Annotated in this window: 23 protein-coding genes; 7 read left to right on the forward strand and 16 right to left on the reverse strand. The window is 67.8% G+C overall.

The genetic code is table 11. The features are described 5' to 3' along the window. Positions 1 to 30: 30 nt before the first annotated feature. From FKV23_RS10755 to FKV23_RS10825, 15 genes are all read right to left on the reverse strand, one after another. Complete coding sequence (locus FKV23_RS10755) at positions 31 to 324, reverse strand: GIY-YIG nuclease family protein (protein WP_141623843.1); 294 nt, start codon at positions 322 to 324, stop codon at positions 31 to 33. 68 nt (positions 325 to 392) lie between these two features. Continuing rightward, positions 393 to 746, reverse strand: coding sequence for a PilZ domain-containing protein (locus tag FKV23_RS10760; protein ID WP_141623844.1), 354 nt, complete (start codon positions 744 to 746; stop codon positions 393 to 395). Between the two features lie 85 nt (positions 747 to 831). After that, positions 832 to 1,860: a DNA polymerase III subunit delta' gene (locus tag FKV23_RS10765; protein ID WP_141623845.1), complete on the reverse strand. Its 1,029-nt coding sequence runs from the start codon at positions 1,858 to 1,860 to the stop codon at positions 832 to 834. After that, a complete protein-coding gene (gene tmk, locus FKV23_RS10770; protein ID WP_141623846.1) occupies positions 1,853 to 2,509 on the reverse strand; it encodes a dTMP kinase in 657 nt (218 codons plus the stop codon). Before tmk ends, FKV23_RS10765 begins: the two co-directional genes overlap by 8 nt. Then, positions 2,506 to 3,618, reverse strand: coding sequence for an endolytic transglycosylase MltG (mltG, locus tag FKV23_RS10775; RefSeq protein WP_244243986.1), 1,113 nt, complete (start codon positions 3,616 to 3,618; stop codon positions 2,506 to 2,508). The genes tmk and mltG overlap by 4 nt, the downstream gene beginning before the upstream one ends. Further along, complete coding sequence (gene pabC, locus FKV23_RS10780; protein ID WP_141623847.1) at positions 3,615 to 4,442, reverse strand: aminodeoxychorismate lyase; 828 nt, start codon at positions 4,440 to 4,442, stop codon at positions 3,615 to 3,617. Before pabC ends, mltG begins: the two co-directional genes overlap by 4 nt. Next, the gene (locus FKV23_RS10785) at positions 4,439 to 5,794 is read right to left on the reverse strand and encodes an aminodeoxychorismate synthase component I (protein ID WP_141623848.1); all 1,356 of its coding nucleotides are present in this window, start codon (positions 5,792 to 5,794) and stop codon (positions 4,439 to 4,441) included. The genes pabC and FKV23_RS10785 overlap by 4 nt, the downstream gene beginning before the upstream one ends. A 335-nt stretch (positions 5,795 to 6,129) precedes the next feature. Next, the gene (fabF, locus tag FKV23_RS10790; protein WP_141623849.1) at positions 6,130 to 7,371 is read right to left on the reverse strand and encodes a beta-ketoacyl-ACP synthase II; all 1,242 of its coding nucleotides are present in this window, start codon (positions 7,369 to 7,371) and stop codon (positions 6,130 to 6,132) included. A 160-nt stretch (positions 7,372 to 7,531) separates the two neighbouring features. Further along, positions 7,532 to 7,771, reverse strand: a complete 240-nt coding sequence (gene acpP / locus FKV23_RS10795) for an acyl carrier protein (protein WP_036135371.1) — start codon at positions 7,769 to 7,771, stop codon at positions 7,532 to 7,534. Between the two features lie 170 nt (positions 7,772 to 7,941). Next, positions 7,942 to 8,688 carry a 3-oxoacyl-ACP reductase FabG gene (gene fabG / locus FKV23_RS10800; protein WP_141623850.1) on the reverse strand — a complete coding sequence of 249 codons (747 nt, stop codon included), beginning with the start codon at positions 8,686 to 8,688 and terminating at the stop codon, positions 7,942 to 7,944. A 113-nt stretch (positions 8,689 to 8,801) separates the two neighbouring features. Further along, a complete protein-coding gene (gene fabD, locus FKV23_RS10805) occupies positions 8,802 to 9,746 on the reverse strand; it encodes an ACP S-malonyltransferase (protein ID WP_141623851.1) in 945 nt (314 codons plus the stop codon). A gap of 103 nt (positions 9,747 to 9,849) precedes the next feature. After that, entirely contained in the window at positions 9,850 to 10,671 is an 822-nt protein-coding gene (locus tag FKV23_RS10810; RefSeq protein WP_141623852.1) for a BUD32 family EKC/KEOPS complex subunit, read from the reverse strand. A gap of 101 nt (positions 10,672 to 10,772) precedes the next feature. Continuing rightward, a complete protein-coding gene (locus FKV23_RS10815; RefSeq protein ID WP_141623853.1) occupies positions 10,773 to 11,783 on the reverse strand; it encodes a beta-ketoacyl-ACP synthase III in 1,011 nt (336 codons plus the stop codon). Between the two features lie 235 nt (positions 11,784 to 12,018). Next, positions 12,019 to 12,213: a 50S ribosomal protein L32 gene (rpmF, locus tag FKV23_RS10820; RefSeq protein ID WP_141623854.1), complete on the reverse strand. Its 195-nt coding sequence runs from the start codon at positions 12,211 to 12,213 to the stop codon at positions 12,019 to 12,021. A 50-nt stretch (positions 12,214 to 12,263) separates the two neighbouring features. After that, the gene (locus FKV23_RS10825; protein ID WP_141623855.1) at positions 12,264 to 12,800 is read right to left on the reverse strand and encodes a YceD family protein; all 537 of its coding nucleotides are present in this window, start codon (positions 12,798 to 12,800) and stop codon (positions 12,264 to 12,266) included. Between the two features lie 120 nt (positions 12,801 to 12,920). Between FKV23_RS10825 and FKV23_RS10830 the strand changes: the two genes are divergently transcribed. Both FKV23_RS10830 and FKV23_RS10835 read left to right on the forward strand, forming a co-directional pair. After that, complete coding sequence (locus FKV23_RS10830; protein WP_141623856.1) at positions 12,921 to 13,292, forward strand: hypothetical protein; 372 nt, start codon at positions 12,921 to 12,923, stop codon at positions 13,290 to 13,292. Between the two features lie 16 nt (positions 13,293 to 13,308). Further along, entirely contained in the window at positions 13,309 to 13,902 is a 594-nt protein-coding gene (locus tag FKV23_RS10835; protein ID WP_141623857.1) for a Maf family protein, read from the forward strand. A gap of 82 nt (positions 13,903 to 13,984) precedes the next feature. Here FKV23_RS10835 and FKV23_RS10840 read toward each other — a convergent pair whose 3' ends face one another. Further along, positions 13,985 to 15,817 (reverse strand): ArnT family glycosyltransferase, encoded by a 1,833-nt coding sequence (locus tag FKV23_RS10840; RefSeq protein ID WP_141623858.1) that lies wholly within the window; start codon positions 15,815 to 15,817, stop codon positions 13,985 to 13,987. 76 nt (positions 15,818 to 15,893) lie between these two features. On the opposite strand from FKV23_RS10840, the gene FKV23_RS10845 reads away from it, so the two are divergent. From FKV23_RS10845 to FKV23_RS10865, 5 genes are all read left to right on the forward strand, one after another. Beyond that, positions 15,894 to 16,847 carry an AAA family ATPase gene (locus FKV23_RS10845; RefSeq protein ID WP_141623859.1) on the forward strand — a complete coding sequence of 318 codons (954 nt, stop codon included), beginning with the start codon at positions 15,894 to 15,896 and terminating at the stop codon, positions 16,845 to 16,847. A 27-nt stretch (positions 16,848 to 16,874) separates the two neighbouring features. Then, on the forward strand, positions 16,875 to 17,840 hold the full coding sequence (locus tag FKV23_RS10850) for a DUF58 domain-containing protein (protein WP_141623860.1): 966 nt from the start codon (positions 16,875 to 16,877) through the stop codon (positions 17,838 to 17,840). A gap of 48 nt (positions 17,841 to 17,888) precedes the next feature. Further along, the gene (locus FKV23_RS10855) at positions 17,889 to 19,868 is read left to right on the forward strand and encodes a transglutaminase TgpA family protein (protein WP_279633005.1); all 1,980 of its coding nucleotides are present in this window, start codon (positions 17,889 to 17,891) and stop codon (positions 19,866 to 19,868) included. After that, positions 19,865 to 20,356 (forward strand): Slp family lipoprotein, encoded by a 492-nt coding sequence (locus FKV23_RS10860; RefSeq protein ID WP_141623861.1) that lies wholly within the window; start codon positions 19,865 to 19,867, stop codon positions 20,354 to 20,356. Before FKV23_RS10855 ends, FKV23_RS10860 begins: the two co-directional genes overlap by 4 nt. A 131-nt stretch (positions 20,357 to 20,487) precedes the next feature. Further along, positions 20,488 to 21,087 (forward strand): HAD family hydrolase, encoded by a 600-nt coding sequence (locus FKV23_RS10865; RefSeq protein ID WP_141623862.1) that lies wholly within the window; start codon positions 20,488 to 20,490, stop codon positions 21,085 to 21,087. Positions 21,088 to 21,091: the final 4 nt, after the last annotated feature.

Genomic DNA, 21,091 nt, shown 5'->3' on the forward strand with positions numbered 1-21,091 from the left:
GGGGTCCATCTTTGCCAACCCCGGCGTAAGTCACAGGATGCCAGGGTAGAGATCACGCCACTCGGGGTTCGTGTTCTCAATCAGCTCCAGCTTCCAGGCTCGCCGCCATTCCTTTATGGCTTTTTCGCGGGTTATCGCGGATTGCATGGTGGGATGCATCTCGTACCAGACGAGGGTGTGCACGCGGTAGCGGCGGGTGAAACCCGCAACCAGATCATTCCGGTGCTGCCAGGTCCTCTGGACCAGATTGGATGTCACACCCGTATAGAGCGTGCCGCGCATGCGACTGGCGAGGATGTAAACACAGGGCCGAACTTCCCGCATCCTTGCGGTGCTCCTTGATCAAGATGGATCCCGGCGTCCACGGGACGACGGGTGGAAGCGGCTTGCTCTCACATCGTGTGCGTCGGCCGGTCGCTGCTCAGCTGGCCAGCGAGCAGGGCCTCGATCTTGCCCTTGACCGCCTCGCCCTCCGCGGTGTCGTTGAACTGGACGCCGATGCCGGCCGGACGGCTGCCCTGTGCACCGACCGGAGTGACCCAGACCACCTTGCCGGCGACCGGCATGCGCTCGTTGGATTCGGGCAGGGTGATCAACAGGAACACCTCGTCGCCGATGAAATAGCGCTTGGGCGTGGTCACGAACAAACCGCCGCTGCGGATGAACGGCATGTAGGCGCTGTACAGCTGCGCCTTGTCCTTGATCGCCATGGTCAGGATGCCCTGCCGCGCGCCTGCACTGCTCATGGTGTTCTGCTCATGCACTGACCCCTGTCTTGCCCATTGCCCGGAGTTTCCCCGTTCCGTATTCGTCGTTTCACCGATGTCGAGGCTAGCGTTGCCTGAGGCCGGCCCGCCAGGCCATCAACAACTCCACTATCGCAAGATCCGCGCGCACTGTCGTGCGAAGCAGGTCGCGGGTCCGGTTGGCCTTGTCGAACCAGGTGGCCAGACTGCGCGTGCGCGCCGGGTCGGTCAAGCGCGAAGCCTCGAACACGGCCAGGTCGGCGGCATGGCGCAGGCGCAACTCGGTCTGGTCGTCGGCGGCCCAGCGCTGCGCGGTCTCAACCGGCGAAGCCCGCCCGCCCTCGAGCTCGCGCAAGTCGTCGGCAACTTCGCGGCGCAGGCCGAGGCCATCACCTTCGAGCCACTCATGGGCCAGGCCGGGATGGCCGCGCGCGGCCTCCAGCGCATCGCCGGCGTCGTCCTCGCCATGCCCCTGCGCCAACAGCCAGGCCAGCGCCTCGTCGCAAGGCGGCAGGCGGAATTCGATACGCTGGCAGCGGCTGCGGATGGTCGCTGGCAGCCGCGCCGGGAAGGCGCTGACCAGCCACAGGTAGCGGCCGGGAACCGGCTCTTCAAGGGTCTTGAGCAGGGCGTTGCTGGCGGCGGTGTTGATGGCGTCGGCCGGATCGAGGATCGCCACCCGTGCGTCTCCATATTGCGGGGTCAGCGCCAACTGCGCGGAAAGGCCGCGGATCTGTTCGATCACGATCTCGCTGCGCATCTTCGGCGGTCGCGCCTTCTCGTTCAGTGCATGGCCGACAAACAGGGCATCGGGGTGGCTACTGCGGCCGAACGGGTGGGCGAGCCGGCCGTCGGGCCGGGTTTCCTCGTATTCGCGCTGGTGGCGCTGGTCGAACAGCGTGCAGGCCCGGCAGGTGCCACAGGGTTCGCCATCGCCAGCCGGCTGCAGACACAGCACCCGCCGCGCAAGACGTTCTGCAACCGCGCGCTTGCCGAGTTGCGCAGGCCCGCAGAACAGCAGGCCGTGACCGAGCCGGCCGGCATCGAGTGCGGCGGCGACCTGGGTGTAGATGCGCTGCTGCCAGGGGGCAAAGGCGGGAATCGAATCACCCATGGGCGATGTCCGAAGCGGTCATCTCGATCTGCCGTTGCAGGTGGGCGACGGCCTCGGCGGCGACCGCATTCATCGGCCGGGTCGCATCGATGACACGGAAACGATCCGGTTCGGCCCTGGCACGGGCGAGGTAGCTGGCGCGTACACGTTCGAAGAAAGCCTCCTGCTCGCCCTCGATGCGATCGGTTTCACCGCGCCGGCGCGCACGCTCCAGTCCGACAGCGACAGGCACGTCCAGCAGCAGGGTCAGGCCGGGACGGATCCCGACCACGCGCCGCTCGAGCTCGGCGATGAAGCCGGCATCGCCGCCGCGCGCCGCGCCCTGGTAGGCGAAACTGGCGTCGGTGAAGCGGTCGCTGATGACCCAGGCGCCACGTTCGAGGGCGGGCAGCACAGTCTCGCGCACGTGTTGGGCACGGGCGGCGAACATCAACAGCAACTCGGTTTCCGGCGCCGGGGGTTCGTGATGTGTATCCAGCAACAGGCCGCGGATCTGTTCGGCCAGCGGAGTGCCGCCGGGCTCTCGGGTGGTCACGACCTCCGCGCCGGCATCGCGCAGATGGCGTGCGAGTGCATCAAGCGCGCTCGACTTGCCGGCGCCCTCGCCGCCTTCCAGAGTGATGAGTCGTGGGCAGTCGCGCAGGCTCATGGCGCCTCCGGCCCGGTACCGACCGCAGGGGCCTCCTGCATCGCCGCGCGCTCGGCCGCACGTGCCTGCCGGTAGCGGCGCAGGTATTGCGCGACGGCGGCGTTGTGCTCGGCCAGGGTCCGCGAGAACACGTGCCGGCCGCTGCCATCGCCCACCGCGACGAAATACAGCGCATCGCCATCGGCGGGCCGGGCGACCGCCTGCAGCGCCTCGACCCCGGGCATTGCGATCGGCGTCGGCGGCAGGCCGTCGCGGGTGTAGGTGTTGTACGGCGTGTCGGTCACCAGGTCGCGGCGGCGGATGTTGCCGTCGAAGGTGGCTCCGAGCCCGTAGATCACGGTCGGGTCGGTCTGCAGCCGCATGCCGATCCGCAGGCGGCGCTCGAACACGCCGGCGATCTGCGGCCGCTCCTCGGCGATGCCGGTTTCCTTCTCGACGATCGAGGCCATGATCAGCATCTCGTCGGGCGACTTGAGCAGTGTCCCGGGATCGCGATTGCTCCATGCCGCGTCCAGCGCCCTCTGCATTGAGGAGTGCGCGCGACGCAGGATGTCGAGGTCGCTGTCGCCGCGGGTGTAGTGATAGGTCTCCGGCAGGAAGCGGCCCTCCGGGTGCTGACCAGGATGACCGAGCGTTTCCATCAGCGCGGCGTCATCCAGGTCTGCGGACTGGTGCAGCAGCGGCTCGGCCCGGGCCAGGGCCGCACGCAGTTCGCGCATGTTGCGGCCCGGGAGGATCGTGAAGGCGTAGCGCACCACCCTGCCGTCGCGCATCGCGATGAGGATTTCGCGCGGGCTCATGCCCTCGGCGAGGGCGTACTCGCCGACCTGCAGACGGCCGCCGGCGCCAAGTTCACGGGCCAGCATGCGCCATTCAATCTCGTGACCCTCGCGCACGCCCAGCTCGCGCAGTTTGCGCATCACCACCGGCAGCGAGTCGCCACGCTCGACCAGCAGGTGCGCCCCGGGCTGCAGACCATCCACCGGAGTGTCGGCAAAAGCCTGGTAGCGCTGCCAGCCCCACCACCCGGCCGCGGCCGCGGCGATCAGCAGGACGACGAACAGCAGCAACACCAATTTGCCCAGGCGGCGCAGGAACTTGCGACTCACGATCTCTCCATTGTGAATGCGGCTGCGAATGCGGGAACCTCGACCGCGAGCCGCGCCTGCAGGGCGCTTATCTGCGGATGCGGCGCCCAGCACCGCGCCCCGAGCCGTGCGACCGGCAGGATACCCCGCACGGCGTTGCACAGGAAAATCGCTTCCGCGGTTTCGACATCGGTCACATCCAACCGTGTTTCGACGGCGCCGAGCGCTTCCATCGCCCAGGCCCGGCACACCCCGGCCACACCGCAGCGATCGAGCGGCGGCGTATGCCAGCTGCCATCGCGGAGGATGAACAGGTTGGCGGCGGTGGCGCAGACGACGTCGCCTTCGCTGCTGCGCACCAGGCCCTCGTGGATGGCGGGATCATCCCACTCCATCCGCGCCAGCACCTGCTCAAGCCGATTGCTGTGCTTGAGCCCGGCCAATGCCGGCTGGACCGCAAGGCGGATGTCGCACCAGCACAGGGAGAGGCCCTCAGCGGGCGATGCAGGTGGCAGGTCGTGCACGGACAACACCAGCATGGGTTCGGCGCTCTCCGGTGGCGCATAGCCGCGCCCGCCCGCACCTCGGGTCAGCAGCAGCTTGAGCACGGCGTCGCGGCCGTCGAGCAAGGCTTCCGCTTCCTGCTTTGTCCGCGCCGGGTCCGGCACCGGCAGGCGCAGCCGCCCTGCTCCGCGTACCAGCCGGGCCCAATGCGCATCCCACCACGGCACCGCGCCGCGGTGCGCACGCATGGTCTCGAACAGGCCATCACCGTAGGCGAGGCCGCGATCGGCCGGATCGATCGTGTCGACGCGCCGGTCACCGATCAGGATGCGCCGGCTCATCCATCCACTCCCAGTGCCCGCAACATCCCGCGTGCCTTGGCACGGGTCTCGCCGAGTTCGTGCTGCGGATCGGAGTCGGCGACGATGCCGGCACCGGTACGGAAGCGCAGGAGGTCACCTTCGACCTCGGCACTGCGGATCAGGATGTTGAGGTCGAGATCACCGTCGCGGTTGAGCCAGCCCATCGCTCCGGTATAGGCGCCCCGCCCGACCGCTTCCAGCTCGGCGATGATCTGCATGCAGCGCACCTTGGGGCAACCGGTGATGGTGCCGCCCGGGAACACCGCGCGAATCACCTGTCCCGGCGTCGCATCGTCGCGCAGGCGGCCGCGCACGTTGCTGACGATATGGTGGACGTGGGCGTAGCTCTCGACCGTCATCAGCTCGTCGACCTCGACACTGCCCGGCGTGCAGACACGCCCCAGGTCGTTGCGCTCCAGATCGATCAGCATCACGTGCTCGGCGCGCTCCTTGGGGTGGCCGACCAGTTCGCGGATGCGTTCGACATCGTTGTCGCCGGCCATGCGCGGCCGGGTACCGGCGATCGGGCGGGTCTCGACCACCTCGCCGCGTACCGACACCAGCCGTTCCGGCGAGGCGCTGACCACACTACCCTGCCCGGTCGAGAAGATGCCGGCGAATGGCGCCGGGTTGTGCTCGCGCAGGCGCTGGAACAGTGCGGCCGGATCGAGCACGCGATCGAAGCGCGCCCGCCAGCCCCGCGACAGGTTGACCTGGAACACGTCACCGGCGCGCAGGTACTCCAGCACCCGGGTAACGCCATCGAGGTAGCGCTGCGGGACGTCCTCGTCGACCTCGGTCGGTGGGTGCCAGGCGGGCAGCGGAGCCATTCGCCCGGCCGGATCGCAGTCGGCATGGATGCTCGTGAGCAGATCCGCATGCCCGGCCTCGGCGACGGCCACGCATTCGCCACTGACATGATCGCGCAGCACCGCAGCCGGGCAACGCAGCGCCACGGCCGCCGGAATGCAGCCGTCGGCTTCCGGCAGCCGCAAGATCGGTTCCACCTGCGCAGCCAGCTCGTATCCGAGCAGCAGCGCCCAACCGCCACGGAACGGCCAGCGCGGTTCGTCGCGCGGGACCCGCTCGGCCGCCCAGGCACAATCCAGCGCGGACAGGAAGTCATTTCCAAGCACGCGCCCACCGCTGTCGCGGGTCGTACCATCGGTTCCGAGCCACAGTCCCTCGCCACGCCCGACCAGCAGCATGTCCCAGCGCCCCTGCGCGGTGCCGTGGGCGCTGGATTCGAGCAGCAGCGGATAGCGCGCCGGGTCGGTGCGGTGCAGGGCCAGCAGATCGAGGCCGGGAGCGAGTTGGCGGGTCAGGAGCATCCGGACATTGTCGGCCATCCAGCCGGTTTCATGTCATCCCGGAAGCATCTACAGGTTCTTCTCCGGGAGCGGGGGCCTGTGCGGGGAAGCCGGTGGCCATGGGTTTGCGGGACACGCCGTGAATCCATCCATGGAGGCTCATCCGAAACATCCATGTTTCGGAAGGTCCCGCAAACCCATGGCCACCGGCTTCTGGACACGTTGCCGGCGCCTGCAGGAAATCCATCCCCATCCCGACGGGCGGCGACTCCTCCTTTCGAAGCGGCTATTCACGCAAGCTGAAAACAACGATCCCCGCTTCGGCGGGGATCGTCACAAGCAACAGTCGAGCCTGGTCAGACTCGACGGAACACCAACGTGCCGTTGGTGCCGCCGAAGCCGAAGCCGTTCGACACCGTGACGTCGACCTTCGCCTCGCGCGCGGTGTTCGGCACGTAGTCGAGGTCGCAACCTTCGCCCGGCTCGTCGAGGTTGATCGTCGGCGGGATGATGCCGTGATGCAGCGCCAGCACCGAGAAGATCGCTTCCACGCCACCGGCGGCCCCCAGCAGGTGCCCGGTCATCGACTTGGTCGAACTGACCATCGTCTTGTACGCGTGATCGCCCAGCGCACGCTTGATCGCCAGCGTCTCGGCCACATCGCCCAGCGGTGTCGAGGTGCCGTGCGCATTGAGATAACCCACCTGGTCCGGGGTGATCCCGGCGTCCTTGAACGCCGCCGCCATGCAGCGGGCCGGACCCTCGCCGTTCTCGCTCGGCGCAGTCATGTGGAACGCATCGGAGGATGCGCCGAAGCCGGCCAGTTCGCAGTAAATGCGTGCTCCGCGTGCCTTGGCGTGCTCGTACTCCTCCAGGATCAGGATGCCAGCACCATCGCCGAGCACGAAACCGTCACGGCCGCTGTCCCACGGACGCGATGCCCGGGTCGGGTCGTCGTTGCGGGTCGACATCGCCTTCATCGAGCAGAAGCCGCCCACCGAAGTTGGCGTGGAGCCGCGCTCCGCACCGCCGGCGATCATCACGTCGGCGTCGCCGTGCTGGATCATGCGCATCGCCATGCCGATCGAATGGTTCGCGGTGGCGCAGGCCGAGACCGCGGAGAAGTTCGGGCCCTTGATGCCGGTCAGCAGCGACACCTGCCCCGGCAGCATGTTGATGATGGTGCTGGGCACGTAGAACGGCGAAACCTTGCGCGGACCGCCCTCGTGGTACTTGATGGTCTGCTCCTCGATGCCGAGGATGCCGCCGATGCCCGAGCCGATCAGCGCGCCGATGCGCTCGGCATTGGACTCGTCCACGACCAGGCCAGCGTCCTCCATCGCCATCAGCGATGCGGCCACGCCGTAGTGGATGAACGGGTCCATCTTCTTCGCGTCCTTGGCGCCGACCCAGCGGGTGACGTCGAAGTCGCGCACCTCGCCTGAAATGCGGGTGGTGAAGGCGGAAGCGTCGAAGTGGGTGATCGGGCCGATGCCGGAACGGCCATTGACGATGCCATCCCAACTGCTGGCGAGGTCGTTGCCCAGCGGGGACACGATGCCCAGGCCGGTAACCACGACGCGACGACGATTGGACATGTAACTCTCCATCTGCGTTCTTCGTGTCGGCGAACGTCCGCCGACACGACGCGGGGCCGCTGTGCGGCCCCGATATGGTGTCACGGAATACCGGGAGCTGTGTCAGTCGCCGGTTTCCTTGCGGGCCAGGCACTGGATCGCCTGGCCCCGGCTCGGGACGTCAGGCCTTGACGTGCGCCTTGACGTAGTCGATCGCCTGCTGCACCGAGGTGATCTTCTCGGCTTCCTCGTCCGGAATCTCGCACTCGAACTCTTCTTCGAGGGCCATCACCAGCTCGACGGTATCGAGCGAGTCCGCGCCGAGGTCGTCGACAAACGAAGCGTTGTTGGTGACTTCTTCTTCTTTCACGCCGAGTTGTTCGACGACGATCTTCTTGACGCGCTCTTCGATGCTGCTCATGGGTTCTCACTCCTCCCGGACGGGATGTTCGACGGAATAGTCTAATGGAATCGGGGCGGTTCGCCAGCTTGCGATAAAGCCCTTACTGTTCAAATCGTTACAACGGATACGATGGCGCGTCCTGCGCAGCCACGGCCGTCCACGTTACGGCCCCGGATCGCGGCCCGGGATCATGGCATGTACATGCCGCCGTTGACATGCAGGGTCTCACCGGTGATGTAGGCCGCGGCGGGACCGGCCAGGAACGCCACCGCGCGGGCGATGTCGGCCGGCTCGCCGAAGCGGCCCAGCGCGATCTGCCCGAGCATCGCGCCCTTCGCGTCTTCCGGCAATGCCCGGGTCATGTCGGTGTCGATGAAACCCGGCGCGACGACGTTGACAGTGATGCCGCGCGAACCGACCTCCTTCGCCAGCGACTTGCTGAAGGCGATGATGCCGGCCTTGGCTGCGGCGTAGTTGGCCTGGCCGGCGTTGCCGGTGACGCCGATCACCGAGGCGATATTGACGATGCGGCCCTTGCGCGCCTTCATCATCGCGCGCATCACCGCCTTGGAGGTGCGGAAGACGCTGGACAGGTTGGTGTCAAGAATTGCCTGCCAGTCCTCGTCTTTCATCCGCATCAGCAGGTTGTCGCGGGTGATGCCGGCGTTGTTGACCAGGATCGAGATCGGACCGAAGTCCTTGGCGATGCCGTCGATCAGCGCGTCGATCGCGGCCGCGTCGCTGACATCGACCACGCGGCCGTGGCCGCCGTGCGCCGACAGACGCTCGCCGATCGCGGTAGCGCCGGATTCGCTGGTGGCGGTGCCGATCACGGTCGCGCCCTGCGCGGCCAGCTCATCGGCGATCGCCGCACCGATGCCTCGGCTGGCACCGGTGACCAGGGCGATTTCGCCCGAAAGGGGAGCATTGCTCATGTCAGTCCTCTGCAACATTCATACGGACGCGGGGACGCCGATGATAACCATAAGTGCGCATGCCTCTGCGCCGGCATGCGGCCCGCGTGTGTGATCCGGGATATCCGTTGGCCTCAGCGCCAGTCTTCGAGCGCCTTGTCGAGATCGGCCGGGGTGCCGATCGCGCGGCCATCGAGCGACTTGTCGATGCGCTTGGACAGTCCGGCCAGCACCTTGCCCGGGCCGCACTCGGCGATGCGGGTGGCGCCGCTCGCGGCCAGTGCCTGCACGCAGCCGGTCCACTGCACCGGCAGGTACAGCTGGCGCACCAGCGCGGCGCGGATCGATTCGACGCTTTCATGAACCTTGGCATCGACGTTCTGCACCACCGGCAAACGCGGCGCCTGCCAGACGATGCCGTCCATCGCCACGGCGAGTTTCTCCGCCGCCTCGCGCATCAGCGGCGTATGCGAGGGCACGCTGACCGCAAGCTTGACCGCCTTGCGCACGCCTCGCTCGGCAAGCATCGTCAACGCCTTGTCGACCGCGTTGGCATGGCCACCGATCACCACCTGCCCTGGCGAATTGAAATTGGCCGGCACCACCACCTCGGATGCAGTGGACACGGTCCCGCAGACCTCCTCCACCAACGCATCTTCGGCGCCGAGCACCGCGGCCATGCCGCCGGTCCCGGCCGGCGCTGCGGCCTGCATCAGCTGTCCACGCAGGCGCACCAGACGTGCGGCATCGGCCAGCGACAGCGTTCCGGCAGCGACCAGCGCGGTGTACTCGCCCAGGCTATGGCCGGCCAGCTGCGCCGGCTGCGGTCCGCCCAGCGACTGCCAGATCCGCCACACCGCGATGCCTCCGGCCAGCAGCGCCGGCTGGGTGAATTCGGTCTGGTCGAGGCGGTCATCCCCTTCGCCCTGCGCGATCGCCCACAGATCCTCGCCGGCGCCTTCGGACGCTTCGGCAAAGGTCGCGACAACCTCGCCATGGCGAGCCGCAAGATCGGCCAGCATGCCGGTGGACTGCGATCCCTGGCCGGGGAAGACAAAGGCGAGTTCGGTTTGGGTCACGCGTGATTCCTGGATACTGCTCGCGGAAAGCCGGACATGATACGTGAGCGCTACCCGGGTTCGTCTGTACCCGGGCGTAGGGTTGGTATCGTCCGGGCGGCACTCAGTCGAACAGGCCCCCGATCAGCTCGACCACCTCGAGTTGCCCATCGTGGGCAAGATCGAGCCAGAGGCCCAGCACCAGCACAATCCCCCCCCAGCCGGCGAGGGCCCGCTGCAAGCTGCGCAGCGCCTTGCCGATGCCGGCGGCACGATGACCGAGCCGGGCCGTCAGCGGGCGCAGGAAGCCGAGCCGGTCGACCGATGCATTGAGCAGGCCGCGCAATTCCTCCGGCTCGTCCGCCATCACCTCACCGATCAGCACGGCCAGGCGTGTTTCGTCGAACGGCACATGGCGCGCTGTCCCTGCCGAGAACACCAGCCAGTCGCGTGCCTGGGCCTGGACGATGGACATGACCTCGCCCGGATCCTCCTCGAAATCGAGGAAGCCGACCCGGCCCTGACCGTCGATGGTGATGTTACGGGCCAGTGGTTGTCCCAGATACAGGCCGGCGCGGTGCACCTCTGCAATGGCCCGCACCGCGGCGGCGAGCAGGCGTTCGGCCTCGGCCACGTCGGCCTTCTTCAGCAGACTGGAAAGCGTGTCGCCCATGTCGCTCAGAACCAGGAAGGAATTACCCTCCCCCAATACACGCGGAACATTCACGCGCGATGACGCCAGCTCCTGCAAGCGGCGTTGCTCGGTGCGGCGTGCTGCGTCGCCGGCATGATGCGGCGGTGGCCGCAGCGGCAGCACGCCCAGGCGACGCACGACCCAGTCGAGCGCTCCCAGGCGCAGGCGACGGGTGCCGTTCCCATAGTGCTTGATCCAGGCCAGTTGGCCATCGAGGAAGAGCCGGCTGACACCGGCGCGGGAATGGGCCATGGTCTTTTCCTTTTTTCCACTTCGCGCCCTCCGGGCACCGATCCGACTACCCGCAGTCCCGGGCCCACCCCGAAGGGCGGGCACGTCCGCGCAGGCGCGTATCAGTAGCGGATCAGCGCCGAACCCCAGGTGAAACCGCCACCGAAGGCTTCCAGCAGCAGCAGCTGGCCGCGCTGGACTTTGCCCGAGCGTACCGCCTCATCCAGCGCCAGCGGCACCGAACCCGAAGAAGTGTTGCCATGCCTGTCGACGGTGACGACGACCCGCTCCATCGGCATGTCCAGGCGCTTGGCGGTGGCCTCGATGATGCGCAGGTTGGCCTGGTGCGGGATCAGCCAGTCGATGTCGTGGCGATCCAGGCCATTGGCCGCAAGGGCTTCCTCGACCACGGAATCCAGCGCCTTGACCGCATGCTTGAACACTTCGTTGCCGGTCATCAGCACCTTGACGCCGGCATTGTGCTCATCCGGCTTGAACCCGGCCGACACACCGACCGGATTCCACAGCAGTTCCTTCTTGGCACCGTCGGCGTGCATGTGGGTGCTGAGGATGCCGGTCTCGGCATCAGCCGTGAGCACGACGGCGCCAGCACCGTCGCCGAACAGCACGCAGGTGGAACGGTCGTTCCAGTCGAGCATGCGGGTCAGGGTTTCCGCGCCTACCACCAGCACGTTGCGTGCCGCGCCGGAACGGATGAACTTGTCGGCGACGGTCAGCGCATAGACGAAGCCCGAGCAGGCGGCATTGACGTCGAACGCAGCACAGCCGGCAACACCGAGTCGTGCCTGCAGCAGGCACGCAGTCGAGGGAAAGATCAGGTCGGGGGTGGTGGTGCCCACCACGATCAGGTCGAGCTCGGAGGCTTCGACGCCGGCCGCCTCCAACGCTCGGGTTGCGGCGTGGAACGCGAGGTCGCAGGTGGTTTCACCCTCGGCGGCGACGTGGCGCTCGCGGATGCCTGTGCGAGCGGCGATCCACTCGTCGCTGGTATCGACGATCTTCGACAGGTCGTCATTGGTCAGCACCTTCTCCGGCAGGTAACTGCCAGTTCCGGCGATGCGCGAAAAGACCTGCGCCGAGGGATCTCGCCCAGCGTGTTGCCGCTCACTCATCAAGCCACTCCCGGCCGGGGCTCATGCCCGGCGATTGAAAGCCCGCCAGCACGGCTGGCATCGAAAACGCCTCGCAACCGGCGATGACGCGTCGCGCGGAACGCCCTGCGGCGCAGGGTTCGAGCGGCATGGCCGGGACCGGCTGGGAGAGGCGACTACCCGTCAAGGGCGAAACGACGGCCCTGAAAGGCAAACCGCCGCGTGCGCCAGGCGCAACGCGGCGGCCACGAGAAGATTACTCCTCGTCGGCGATCCGGGTGCGGGTCTCGATCACCTTCTTGCCGCGGTAGTAGCCGTCGGCGGTGATGTGGTGGCGCAGGTGGGTTTCGCCGGTGGTCGGATCGGTGGCCAGCTGCTTGCTGGTCAGCGAATCGTGCGAACGGCGCATGCCGCGCTTGGACGGGGAAACTTTCGACTTCTGGACAGCCATGGTGTTGCTCCAAGAAAACCGGATCGCGCGACCCGGAAACAGTGTGGACTTCAGTTGGACTTGTGCTTCTGCTTCAACGCCGACAACGCAGCGAACGGACTGGCGCGTTCGACCTCGGCCTCGGGGGCGGGCCAATCGCGTTCCATCGCTTCCGTGCCGGGCATCGTCGGCACGACCGGAACGGCCAGGATCAACTCGTCCTCGACCAGCCCGGCGCCCTGCAACATGCCGTCGGCGGGCATCAGCAGCGGTTCGTAGTCCGGCGGCAGCGCGGCCTCTTCCGACTCATCGCGGATCAGGCCGAGCCGCTGCACGATCTTTACCGGCAACAGGAAGCGCTGCAGCGTCCGCTGGCACAGCAGCGGAAGTTCGGCCTCGATACGCAGTTCGACGTATGGCACCTGCAGCGCGTCCCTGTCGAAATCCAGCGAATAAATGACGTCTTCGCCTTCGGTATCGATCAGACTGTCGGCCAGACGGGTCAGCGAGGACAGCGGCAGCCGACCCTCGACGCCGCGCCGCGCCGACACCATGCGCCAGGCATCCAGCGATTCGGGCACCTGCACTCGTGGCACATCAGCGGACATAAGCCGCTGAATGTTAAGGAGCCTTTGCCCCCTGTCAAACACCCGCGCCAGTGGCCGGCCGCATTTGCCCCGCCTCCGGCCGGACGGCAGACTTGGGGTTCATCCGCGAGCTTCGTCCCCGTGAATTCATCCCCATTGATCCTGCTGGCCCTGCTGATACTGGGCGTGGCTGCAATCGCCGCATTCATATTCATGAACCGGGGCTTGCGCCGTCGCCGGGCCCTGCGCGAAATCCTGGATGCGGCCGATGCGCTGGAAGCCCGTCTGCGCGCTGCGCGCGACGAGATCGAGGCGGCGACCGGTGATCAACCGGAAGATCCGGTCCAGGACGCCATGCGCGAGATGCTGCGGCAACGCCTGTGGCTGCGCGACCACGGCGATGACGCCAGCCTCGACCAGCTGCACGAGGTCCGCGATGGCATCGACAATGCCCGCGCCCGCATCGAGCACCAGCTGACGCGGATCGATGCGGCCCGCGCCTCCACACCCTGACCGGCGCAAGGACGACATGCCTTTGAACGCCGCCACCGCTCCGCTGATTCTGGCTTCGACCTCGCTTTATCGCCGCGAATTGCTGGCACGGTTGCGGCTGCCGTTCGAAACCGCACGGCCGGAAACCGATGAATCCCCCCTGTCGGGCGAATCGCCGGGGGCATTGGCCCGGCGACTGGCCGTCGCCAAGGCGCAGGCGGTCGCGGCCGTACACCCGGCAGCCTGGGTGATCGGTTCCGACCAGGTCGCCGAGCTCGACGGTCAACCGCTCGGGAAACCCGGCGGTCGCGAGGCCGCGATCGCCCAACTGTCGGCGATGTCGGGACGCGCGATGCAGTTCCATACCGGCGTCTGCCTCGTCCGCGCGGATACGGACGCGCATGTCGCCGTGGATGTCACCACTGTGCGCCTGCGCAAGCTGTCAGGCGCGGAGATCGCGCGCTATGTCGATGCCGAGCAGCCGTTCGACTGCGCCGGCAGTTTCAAGTGCGAAGGCCTCGGGATCTGCCTGTTCGAAGCGGTCGAATCGCGTGACCCGACCGCCCTGGTCGGGCTGCCGCTGATCGAGACCGCGCGCCTGCTACGCGAAGCGGGCTACACCCTGCCCTGAATCGGCCTGCCCTGAATCGGCCTGCCCTGAGTCGGCGACCCGGGTCGCCGACTGAAGTGCCCGACCAGGCCGCCTGCCCGGATCAGCGCCGCCCGACCTCGAGCGGCTGTTCCGGCCAGTCCTCGACACTGCCATCGCGACCGTGCAGGCGCAGGCCGATCCATCGCCGCCCCGGTGCAACGCCTTCAAGATCCAACCGGCCGCGGAACCCGACCGCGGGGTGACCCGGGTCGTTCGAGATCCGCCAGTAGCCGGCCACGCCAGGATCGTGCAGGCCGTATTCGAGCGTGCCAGCCGGTTCTCCATCGACCAGCAGTTCGACCTTGCCCAGGCCGACGCCTTCCTTGAATGCCCAGCCCGATGCCTCGACCACGCCTTCATCCGAGACGTCCAGATCGAGCCAGGCCATCGCCGGTGCCACACAGGCGCCACCTTCGTCGCCGCGCAGCCGGAACAGCAGGAAGCGCTGGCGGCCATGGTCGACATTGAGCACGCGTGGCGGCGGCAACGGCCCAACCATCGCGCACAGGGCGTGGTAGTGCTCGAGCAGTTCGCGGTAGCGGACCTCGCTGGCACCGACCACCAGCAGCACCGGGCGGTCGCCCCAGGCCTGGCGGCCCGGGGTCTGCAGGCCCCACAGCCGCAGTTGCGGCGCACGGCCATGACGATGATTGAGCGGGTGGTCGAGCACCGGGATGTCCGGATCGCCGAGGGCGAAACCGAGTTCGGCGCCGACCTTGAAGTTGTCCGCGACCAGCAGAGTGCCGTCCGGCATCGCGTCCAACTCCGCGCGGACCGTATCGGCGAGGGTGTCCCAACCGGCGAAATTGGACGGATACCATTTCTCGGCCGCGGTCCGCGCACGCACGTCCGGCACCGACACCGTCACGTAATAGCCCAATACCGCGACCAGGCCGAGAGCCGATGTCGCCCACAGCGCGACCCGCCAGGGCGCACGCCAACGCTCGATCAACAGCGGCAACAATGGCAACAGGGCGAGGTAGCCGGGCAATGGCCAATGGAAACTGACCCGCTCGGTGTCGGCGAAGAAGCCGAGGACGAAGAAGCCGCCCACCACCAGCAATCCGAGCAGCGCGAAATAACGCGATTGCGGCTTGCCGGCGGACAGGCCGCGCCAGCCGGCCAAGCCCATCGCGGCGAACAGCAGCGGTGTCACCATCAAGGCCTGGACCAACAGGAACAGGATGCCGTCGGTGTGAAAGGCCCACGGATGACGGTCGACCAGTTGGAAACGCAAGCCGGCCTCTGCATTGTCGAAGTTCCACGCCACCAGCGGGGTCCACGCCATCGCACCGAATGCGATCGCGGTCCACACCCGCACGTCGCGCAGCACGCGGCGGCCGTCGGGCAACAGCAACAGGGCCAGGAAGCCGACTCCGATCACGGCGATGAAGCGATAGTGGCTGAGCGCACCGATCGCGAGCCCGAACGCCAGCTCAAGCACGGTGGCAGCATCGACCTTGCGCAACAACCTGGCCCCGGCATCCACGCACAACAGCGTCGCCACCGCCATCGCCGCATCCGGCAGCGCCAGCAGACCAAGCGAGCCCGACAACGGCAACAGCAGCGACAGCGAGCCGGCGATCCAGCCTTCGCGCACGCCGAATTCCCGTGCGGTAATGCGCACCACCAGCCATGGTACCCAGGCCGACAGCAGCAGGAACGGCAGGCGCAAGGCCAGGGTGCTGTCGCCGAACAGCGTCACGCCCAGCCGCGCCAGCCATGCGGTCAAGCCGGGCAGGTCGGAATACGCAGGCGCCAGGTGCTGGCCTTCCTGCCAGTAAAACGCCTCGTCGACGAACAGCGGCAACCGCAACGCGACCAACAGCTTGATCAGCATCACCGCGGCGAAAAGCGCCAGGAATGTCGAACGTGCCCGACCGGCATCACGCATGGGCTCTCATGACCTCGCTAAACTCGGGAAATCGCGCCGGACGCAACCGGCCAGGAACCACTCAGGGGAAAGACGAATGCAGCCATCAGCCGCCCGGGCCGCCATGCTAACCGATGACCTGCGCAGCGCACTCGACCGTGCGATGAACCAGGTCAACACGCTGGTGCTCGGCAAACCGCTGGAAGTCCGGCTGGCCTTCGTCTCCCTGCTGTCGGGCGGGCACCTGTTGATCGAGGACCTGCCGGGGCTGGGCAAGACCACACTCGCGCACGCGCTGGCAGCGACGCTGGGACTGCAATTCCAGCGCGTGCAGTTCACCTCCGACCTGCTGCCGGCCGACGTGGTCGGGGTATCGGTGTTCGACCCGCAGGCGCGCCGGTTCGAGTTCCACCCCGGGCCGGTGTTCACCCAGGTGCTGCTGGCCGACGAGATCAATCGTGCGCCGCCACGCACCCAGAGCGCCCTGCTGGAAGCGATGGCCGAACACCAGGTCACCATCGACGGCACCACCCACCGGCTGCAGGAACCGTTCTTCGTCATCGCCACCCAGAATCCGCTCGATCTGTCTGGCACCTACCCGCTGCCGGATTCGCAACTCGACCGTTTCCTGTTGCGTCTGAGCCTGGGGTATCCCGACGACGGCACCGAGCGCGACCTGCTGGCCGGCACCGACCGGCGGGTGATGATCGCGCAGACGCAGCCGGCGCTCGACAGCGGCGACGTGCTCGCTGCACGCGAATCCGCCGTCGCAGTACACGCCAGCGATGCCCTGATCCAGTACGTGCAGGCCCTGCTCGCGCGCAGCCGCCGCCATCCCGGCGTGCGCGTGGGCCTGTCCCCGCGCGCCGGCCTGGCCCTGCTGCGCTCCGCCCGCGCGCATGCGCTGCTGCTGGGGCGGCAACACGTATTGCCCGAGGACGTGCAGACACTGTTCATCCCGGTCGCTGCGCACCGGCTGGTCGCCGATGCCGACGCCGGCAGCGATGGCGCACTGGCGAAGTCGATCCTGCATGCAGTGCCGGTGGACTGAGGCCGTTGCCACCCGCTGACGACCCGCATGTCCTCCAACGCCTTCCGCCATCTGCACGACCGGATGCTCCGCTGGGCACGTCCGCGCACGCCCGAGCCGCTGCCTGCGGTATTCGACCGGCGTCGGATCTACGTGCTGCCGACCCGCTTCGGCCTGTTCTATTCGATGTTGCTGGCGGTGATGGGCCTCGGCGCTCTGAACTACAACAACAATCCGGCCCTGCTACTGGCCCTGCTGCTGGCGGGCGCCGGCCTGGCCAGCCTGATCGCGGCCCAGTTGCAGCTGAGCCAGCTGGAGGTCGTCGCCATCGATGCCGAACCGGTTGCCGCCGGCACACCATTGAGAGCGCGGCTGCACGTGCGCGCAGCGCCGGGCCGGATTCGGCGCGGGTTGCGTGTCGACATGAGGTCGGGCAGACACGATGCCATCATCCTCAACCTGTCGGGCGATCGCGGCGAAGCCGATGTCGAACTGGCGACCGAACATCGCGGCTGGCTCGACATTCCTCGGCTGCGAATATCGACCACGCGCCCACTCGGGCTCGCCCGGGCCTGGGCCTATGTATGGCCGCAGGCGCCGCTACTGGTCTACCCCGCCCCCGAACCGGATGGCCCGCCACTGCCCGAGGGCCGCGGTGAAGCTGCGCAATCCCGGCTCAAGTCCAGTGGCGAGGACGTCCATCACCTGCGCGCCTGGCGGGCCGGCGATGCCCGCCGTGCGATTGCGTGGAAAGCCTCGGCCCGACGCGATCAGTTGCTGGTGCGCGAGTACGAACAACCGCTCGGCGTCGAAGTCGTGCTCGACTGGCGGGCCACCGCCGGCCTGCCATACGAAAGCCGCATCGCCCGCCTCGCCCACTGGATCGATCTGGCCGAACGCGAGCGACGGCGCTACCGATTGGCAGCGCCCGGGCAGCCCGGTCTCGGCCCCGATCACGGCCCCCGTCACCGCCACGCCTGCCTGCGTGCGCTTGCGCTGATGCCGCATGGATAGTCGCCCGCCCCGCACCCGGCCACCCCGCTGGACGCCCCGGCCCGGATCGTGGTGCTCGCCAGTGCCGCGCTGTGCCTGCTGCCGCTGTTGCTGCAGTTGCCGATGCGGATCGCCGTGCTGGTCGCCATGACCGCTGTGTTGATGACGACGCTGTCGTGGCGGCGACCGCTGCCGGGACTGTTGCGCCTGCTGCTGGTCCTGTCGCTGATCGTCGCGGTACTGGTGATGTCCGGTTTCAGCATCGGCCGCGATACCGGCTGCGCCCTGCTTGCGGCGATGATCGCGGCCAAGCCGGCCGAGACCCACAGGCTGCGCGACGCCCGCAGCCTGCTCGGCTTCTCCCTGTTCGCGCCATTTGCGACCTTCCTGCTCGATCAGGGACCGCTGAGCCTGGCGTTCGGGCTGCTCGCCTCGGTCGCGGTGCTGGTCACCCTGCAACAGCTGGCCGATCTGGAAGCCGGCGATCCGGGCACCCCGGCGATCTCCTGGCGGCGACTGGCCGGAGTGGGCCGCCTGCTGCTGGTCGGCCTGCCGCTGGCGCTGGCCGCATTCTGGCTGTTCCCGCGCCTGGCCAGCCCGCTGTGGGGCGTACCCGAGCGCACCGTGGCCCGCCCGGGCCTGTCCGACAGCATGCGCCCCGGCGAGTGGATCGACCTGATGGCCGACGACACCCCCGCGCTGCGTGTGAAGTTCTTCGGCCCGACGCCACCAACCTCGCAGATGTACTGGCGCGGTCCGGTGCTGTGGGATTTCGACGGTCGCGAATGGACCCAGCCGCGCTGGCTGCAGGGCACTCCCCCGGCTCGCGTCGAGTCCCGGGCAGCCGGCTGGGACTACGAGATCGAAATCGAACCCACCGACAGGCAACTGCTGGTGTCGCTGGATCTACTGCGCACGGCACCCGACGGCAGCCGCCTGGCCGTCGACCACAGCCTGTTCTCGCATCGGCCATTGACCTCTCTGACCCGCTGGCGCATGCAATCGGCACCACCGGCCCATTACGACGCCGATATCTACCGCACCCTCCGGCAACGCGCACTGTCCCTTCCCGAAGGCTACAACCCGCGCACACAAGCATTGGCCCGGCAATGGCGGGAGGAAGCCGGAGACGACGACGCGGCAATCGTCCAGCGCGCAATGGACTGGATCACGCGCGAGTTCGCCTACACCCTGAGCACGCCGCTGCCGGGTCGGCACACCGCCGATGAATTCCTGTTCGACCACAAGGAAGGCTTCTGCGAGCACTTCAGCAGCGCCTTCGTGGTCCTGATGCGCAGCGCCGGCATCCCCGCCCGCGTGGTCACCGGCTATACCGGTGGCTACTACAACCGGCTCGGCAGCTACTGGCTGGTGCGCCGCTCCGACGCCCATGCCTGGGCCGAAGTCTGGTTGCCCGGGCGCGGCTGGGTTCGCACCGACCCGACCGCGGCAGTGGCCCCCGAGCGCATCTACGACACCCTCGCCGACCGCGCCCCCGGCGCGGGCGGGCTGCTGGCGGCCTGGGGCAACGTCCCCCCTGGGCTCATCACTCCGGTGCTGGAGTTCACGGACTGGATGCGGCATGGGTGGAACGACTTCGTGCTCGGCTTCGATGCCGAACGCCAGCGGCACATCCTGCGACCGTTCGGGATCGACCGCCTGCAACCGGCGCAGATGATCGGACTGTTCGCGTTGGCAGCCGCGTTCGCGCTGCTGTGGATGGCCTGGCTCAGTCGCCGAAGCGAACGCGAGCGCGACCCGCTGCTGCGCGCCTGGCACCGCCTCGGCCGCCGCTATGCCCGTCTCGGGCTGGGTCGAGAACCCCACGAGACCGCCGGCGACTGGGTGGCCCGGATCGCCCGGATCCGCCCCGATCTCGAGCCGGCCCTGTCAGAACTCAGCCACCGTTTCACAGAATGGCGGTACGCTGGCGGGCAGATAACCGGCCAACAGGAGCAGGCCGGACTTCAGGCCCTGATCCGGACTCTGCGCCGCCACCGCCCTGCCCGCTCCAGCAATCCGGCACGTATCCCGGGAGAACGTCGATGAAGACCCGCAGCAGACTGATCGTCACTGTCCTGGCCGCCACCCTGGCCGCAGGTTGCGCGACCCAGCCGAAACCCCTGCAGGGCGATTACAGCCCCGCCACTCCGCGAATGGCCGCCGACAGCGACATGACCGGCGCCGCCGTGCGCTGGGGCGGCCGGGTAATCCAGGTCGAGCCGAAGGAAAACCGCACCTGTTTCGAGATGCTGGCGACCCGCCTCAACAGCAACGCGCGCCCCTACTGGGCCAGCGACGAAACCGGTGGCCGCTTCATCGCCTGCCGCAGCGGCTTCTACGACCCGGCGGTGTTCGATACCGGCCGCGAGGTCACCTTCATCGGCCGCATCAGCGGCTACGAGAGCCGCAAGATTGGCGGCTACAGCTACCGTTTCCCGCTGGTCGAGGCCGACGTGGTCTACCTGTGGCCGGTCCGCGAACAGGTCGATGTGATCACCTACCCGGCACCGTGGCCGTGGTGGGGGTATTGGTAAAGGTAAGAGGTACTTCCCGAGCTGTCCCCGGAAGTTCCCGAAGTTTGCTGTGCAAACCTTGGGCCCAGCCGTGCACTGTGGCACCTCCATTTGCATCAAATGGGGGGCGTAGTTCCAACCAGGGTTTGTAGATGGATCTGGCGCTGTTCGACTTCGATCACACCATCACCGATCGCGACACCTTCTCGGCCTTCCTGAAAGCGAACATCCCGCCCCGGCGGTTGCGCTGGGGCGGCCTGCTGCTTGCGCCGCTGGTGTTCGGCTACTACCGCCTGAAGGTCGTACCGGCGCACGTACTGCGCGCGGCGGTGGTGCGCGTCGGCCTGTCCGGCCTGGAGCGACAGGCATTTGCCGAAGCCGCCGAGCGCTATGCCCGCGACACCCTGCCCGGCTTCGTCAGGCCGCAGGCGCTGGAGCGCATTCGCTGGCACCTGCAGCGCGGCGACACCGTGGTGGTCGTTTCGGCCTCGATCGACCTCTACCTGCGGCGCTGGTGCCGACAGCACGGCGTGGCGCTGATCTGTTCGCAGCTCGGCCACCGCCGCGGGCGTTTCACCGGCCGCTACCGCGGCCACGATTGTTGCGGCGAACACAAGGCGCGGCGGGTGCTCAAGCGCTATCGACTGGCCGATTACGGCGCTGTCCACGCCTATGGCGACAGCGCCGAGGATCATGCCATGCTGGCCCTGGCCCACCATCGGACATACCGCTGGCAGCCGATGGCGGCCTGATCGC

This window comes from Lysobacter alkalisoli (assembly GCF_006547045.1).
Lineage (GTDB): Bacteria > Pseudomonadota > Gammaproteobacteria > Xanthomonadales > Xanthomonadaceae > Marilutibacter > Marilutibacter alkalisoli.

Excerpts from the sequence above, each read along its gene's own strand:
- FKV23_RS10755 (WP_141623843.1), bottom strand. The coding sequence starts at position 324 with ATGCGGGAAGTTCGGCCCTGTGTTTACATCCTCGCCAGTCGCATGCGC.
- FKV23_RS10760 (WP_141623844.1), bottom strand. The coding sequence starts at position 746 with ATGAGCAGTGCAGGCGCGCGGCAGGGCATCCTGACCATGGCGATCAAG.
- FKV23_RS10765 (WP_141623845.1), bottom strand. The coding sequence starts at position 1,860 with ATGGGTGATTCGATTCCCGCCTTTGCCCCCTGGCAGCAGCGCATCTAC.
- tmk (WP_141623846.1), bottom strand. The coding sequence starts at position 2,509 with ATGAGCCTGCGCGACTGCCCACGACTCATCACTCTGGAAGGCGGCGAG.
- pabC (WP_141623847.1), bottom strand. The coding sequence starts at position 4,442 with ATGAGCCGGCGCATCCTGATCGGTGACCGGCGCGTCGACACGATCGAT.
- FKV23_RS10785 (WP_141623848.1), bottom strand. The coding sequence starts at position 5,794 with ATGCTCCTGACCCGCCAACTCGCTCCCGGCCTCGATCTGCTGGCCCTG.
- fabF (WP_141623849.1), bottom strand. The coding sequence starts at position 7,371 with ATGTCCAATCGTCGTCGCGTCGTGGTTACCGGCCTGGGCATCGTGTCC.
- acpP (WP_036135371.1), bottom strand. The coding sequence starts at position 7,771 with ATGAGCAGCATCGAAGAGCGCGTCAAGAAGATCGTCGTCGAACAACTC.
- fabG (WP_141623850.1), bottom strand. The coding sequence starts at position 8,688 with ATGAGCAATGCTCCCCTTTCGGGCGAAATCGCCCTGGTCACCGGTGCC.
- FKV23_RS10810 (WP_141623852.1), bottom strand. The coding sequence starts at position 10,671 with ATGGCCCATTCCCGCGCCGGTGTCAGCCGGCTCTTCCTCGATGGCCAA.
- FKV23_RS10815 (WP_141623853.1), bottom strand. The coding sequence starts at position 11,783 with ATGAGTGAGCGGCAACACGCTGGGCGAGATCCCTCGGCGCAGGTCTTT.
- rpmF (WP_141623854.1), bottom strand. The coding sequence starts at position 12,213 with ATGGCTGTCCAGAAGTCGAAAGTTTCCCCGTCCAAGCGCGGCATGCGC.
- FKV23_RS10825 (WP_141623855.1), bottom strand. The coding sequence starts at position 12,800 with ATGTCCGCTGATGTGCCACGAGTGCAGGTGCCCGAATCGCTGGATGCC.
- FKV23_RS10835 (WP_141623857.1), top strand. The coding sequence starts at position 13,309 with ATGCCTTTGAACGCCGCCACCGCTCCGCTGATTCTGGCTTCGACCTCG.
- FKV23_RS10840 (WP_141623858.1), bottom strand. The coding sequence starts at position 15,817 with ATGCGTGATGCCGGTCGGGCACGTTCGACATTCCTGGCGCTTTTCGCC.
- FKV23_RS10845 (WP_141623859.1), top strand. The coding sequence starts at position 15,894 with ATGCAGCCATCAGCCGCCCGGGCCGCCATGCTAACCGATGACCTGCGC.
- FKV23_RS10850 (WP_141623860.1), top strand. The coding sequence starts at position 16,875 with ATGTCCTCCAACGCCTTCCGCCATCTGCACGACCGGATGCTCCGCTGG.
- FKV23_RS10860 (WP_141623861.1), top strand. The coding sequence starts at position 19,865 with ATGAAGACCCGCAGCAGACTGATCGTCACTGTCCTGGCCGCCACCCTG.
- FKV23_RS10865 (WP_141623862.1), top strand. The coding sequence starts at position 20,488 with ATGGATCTGGCGCTGTTCGACTTCGATCACACCATCACCGATCGCGAC.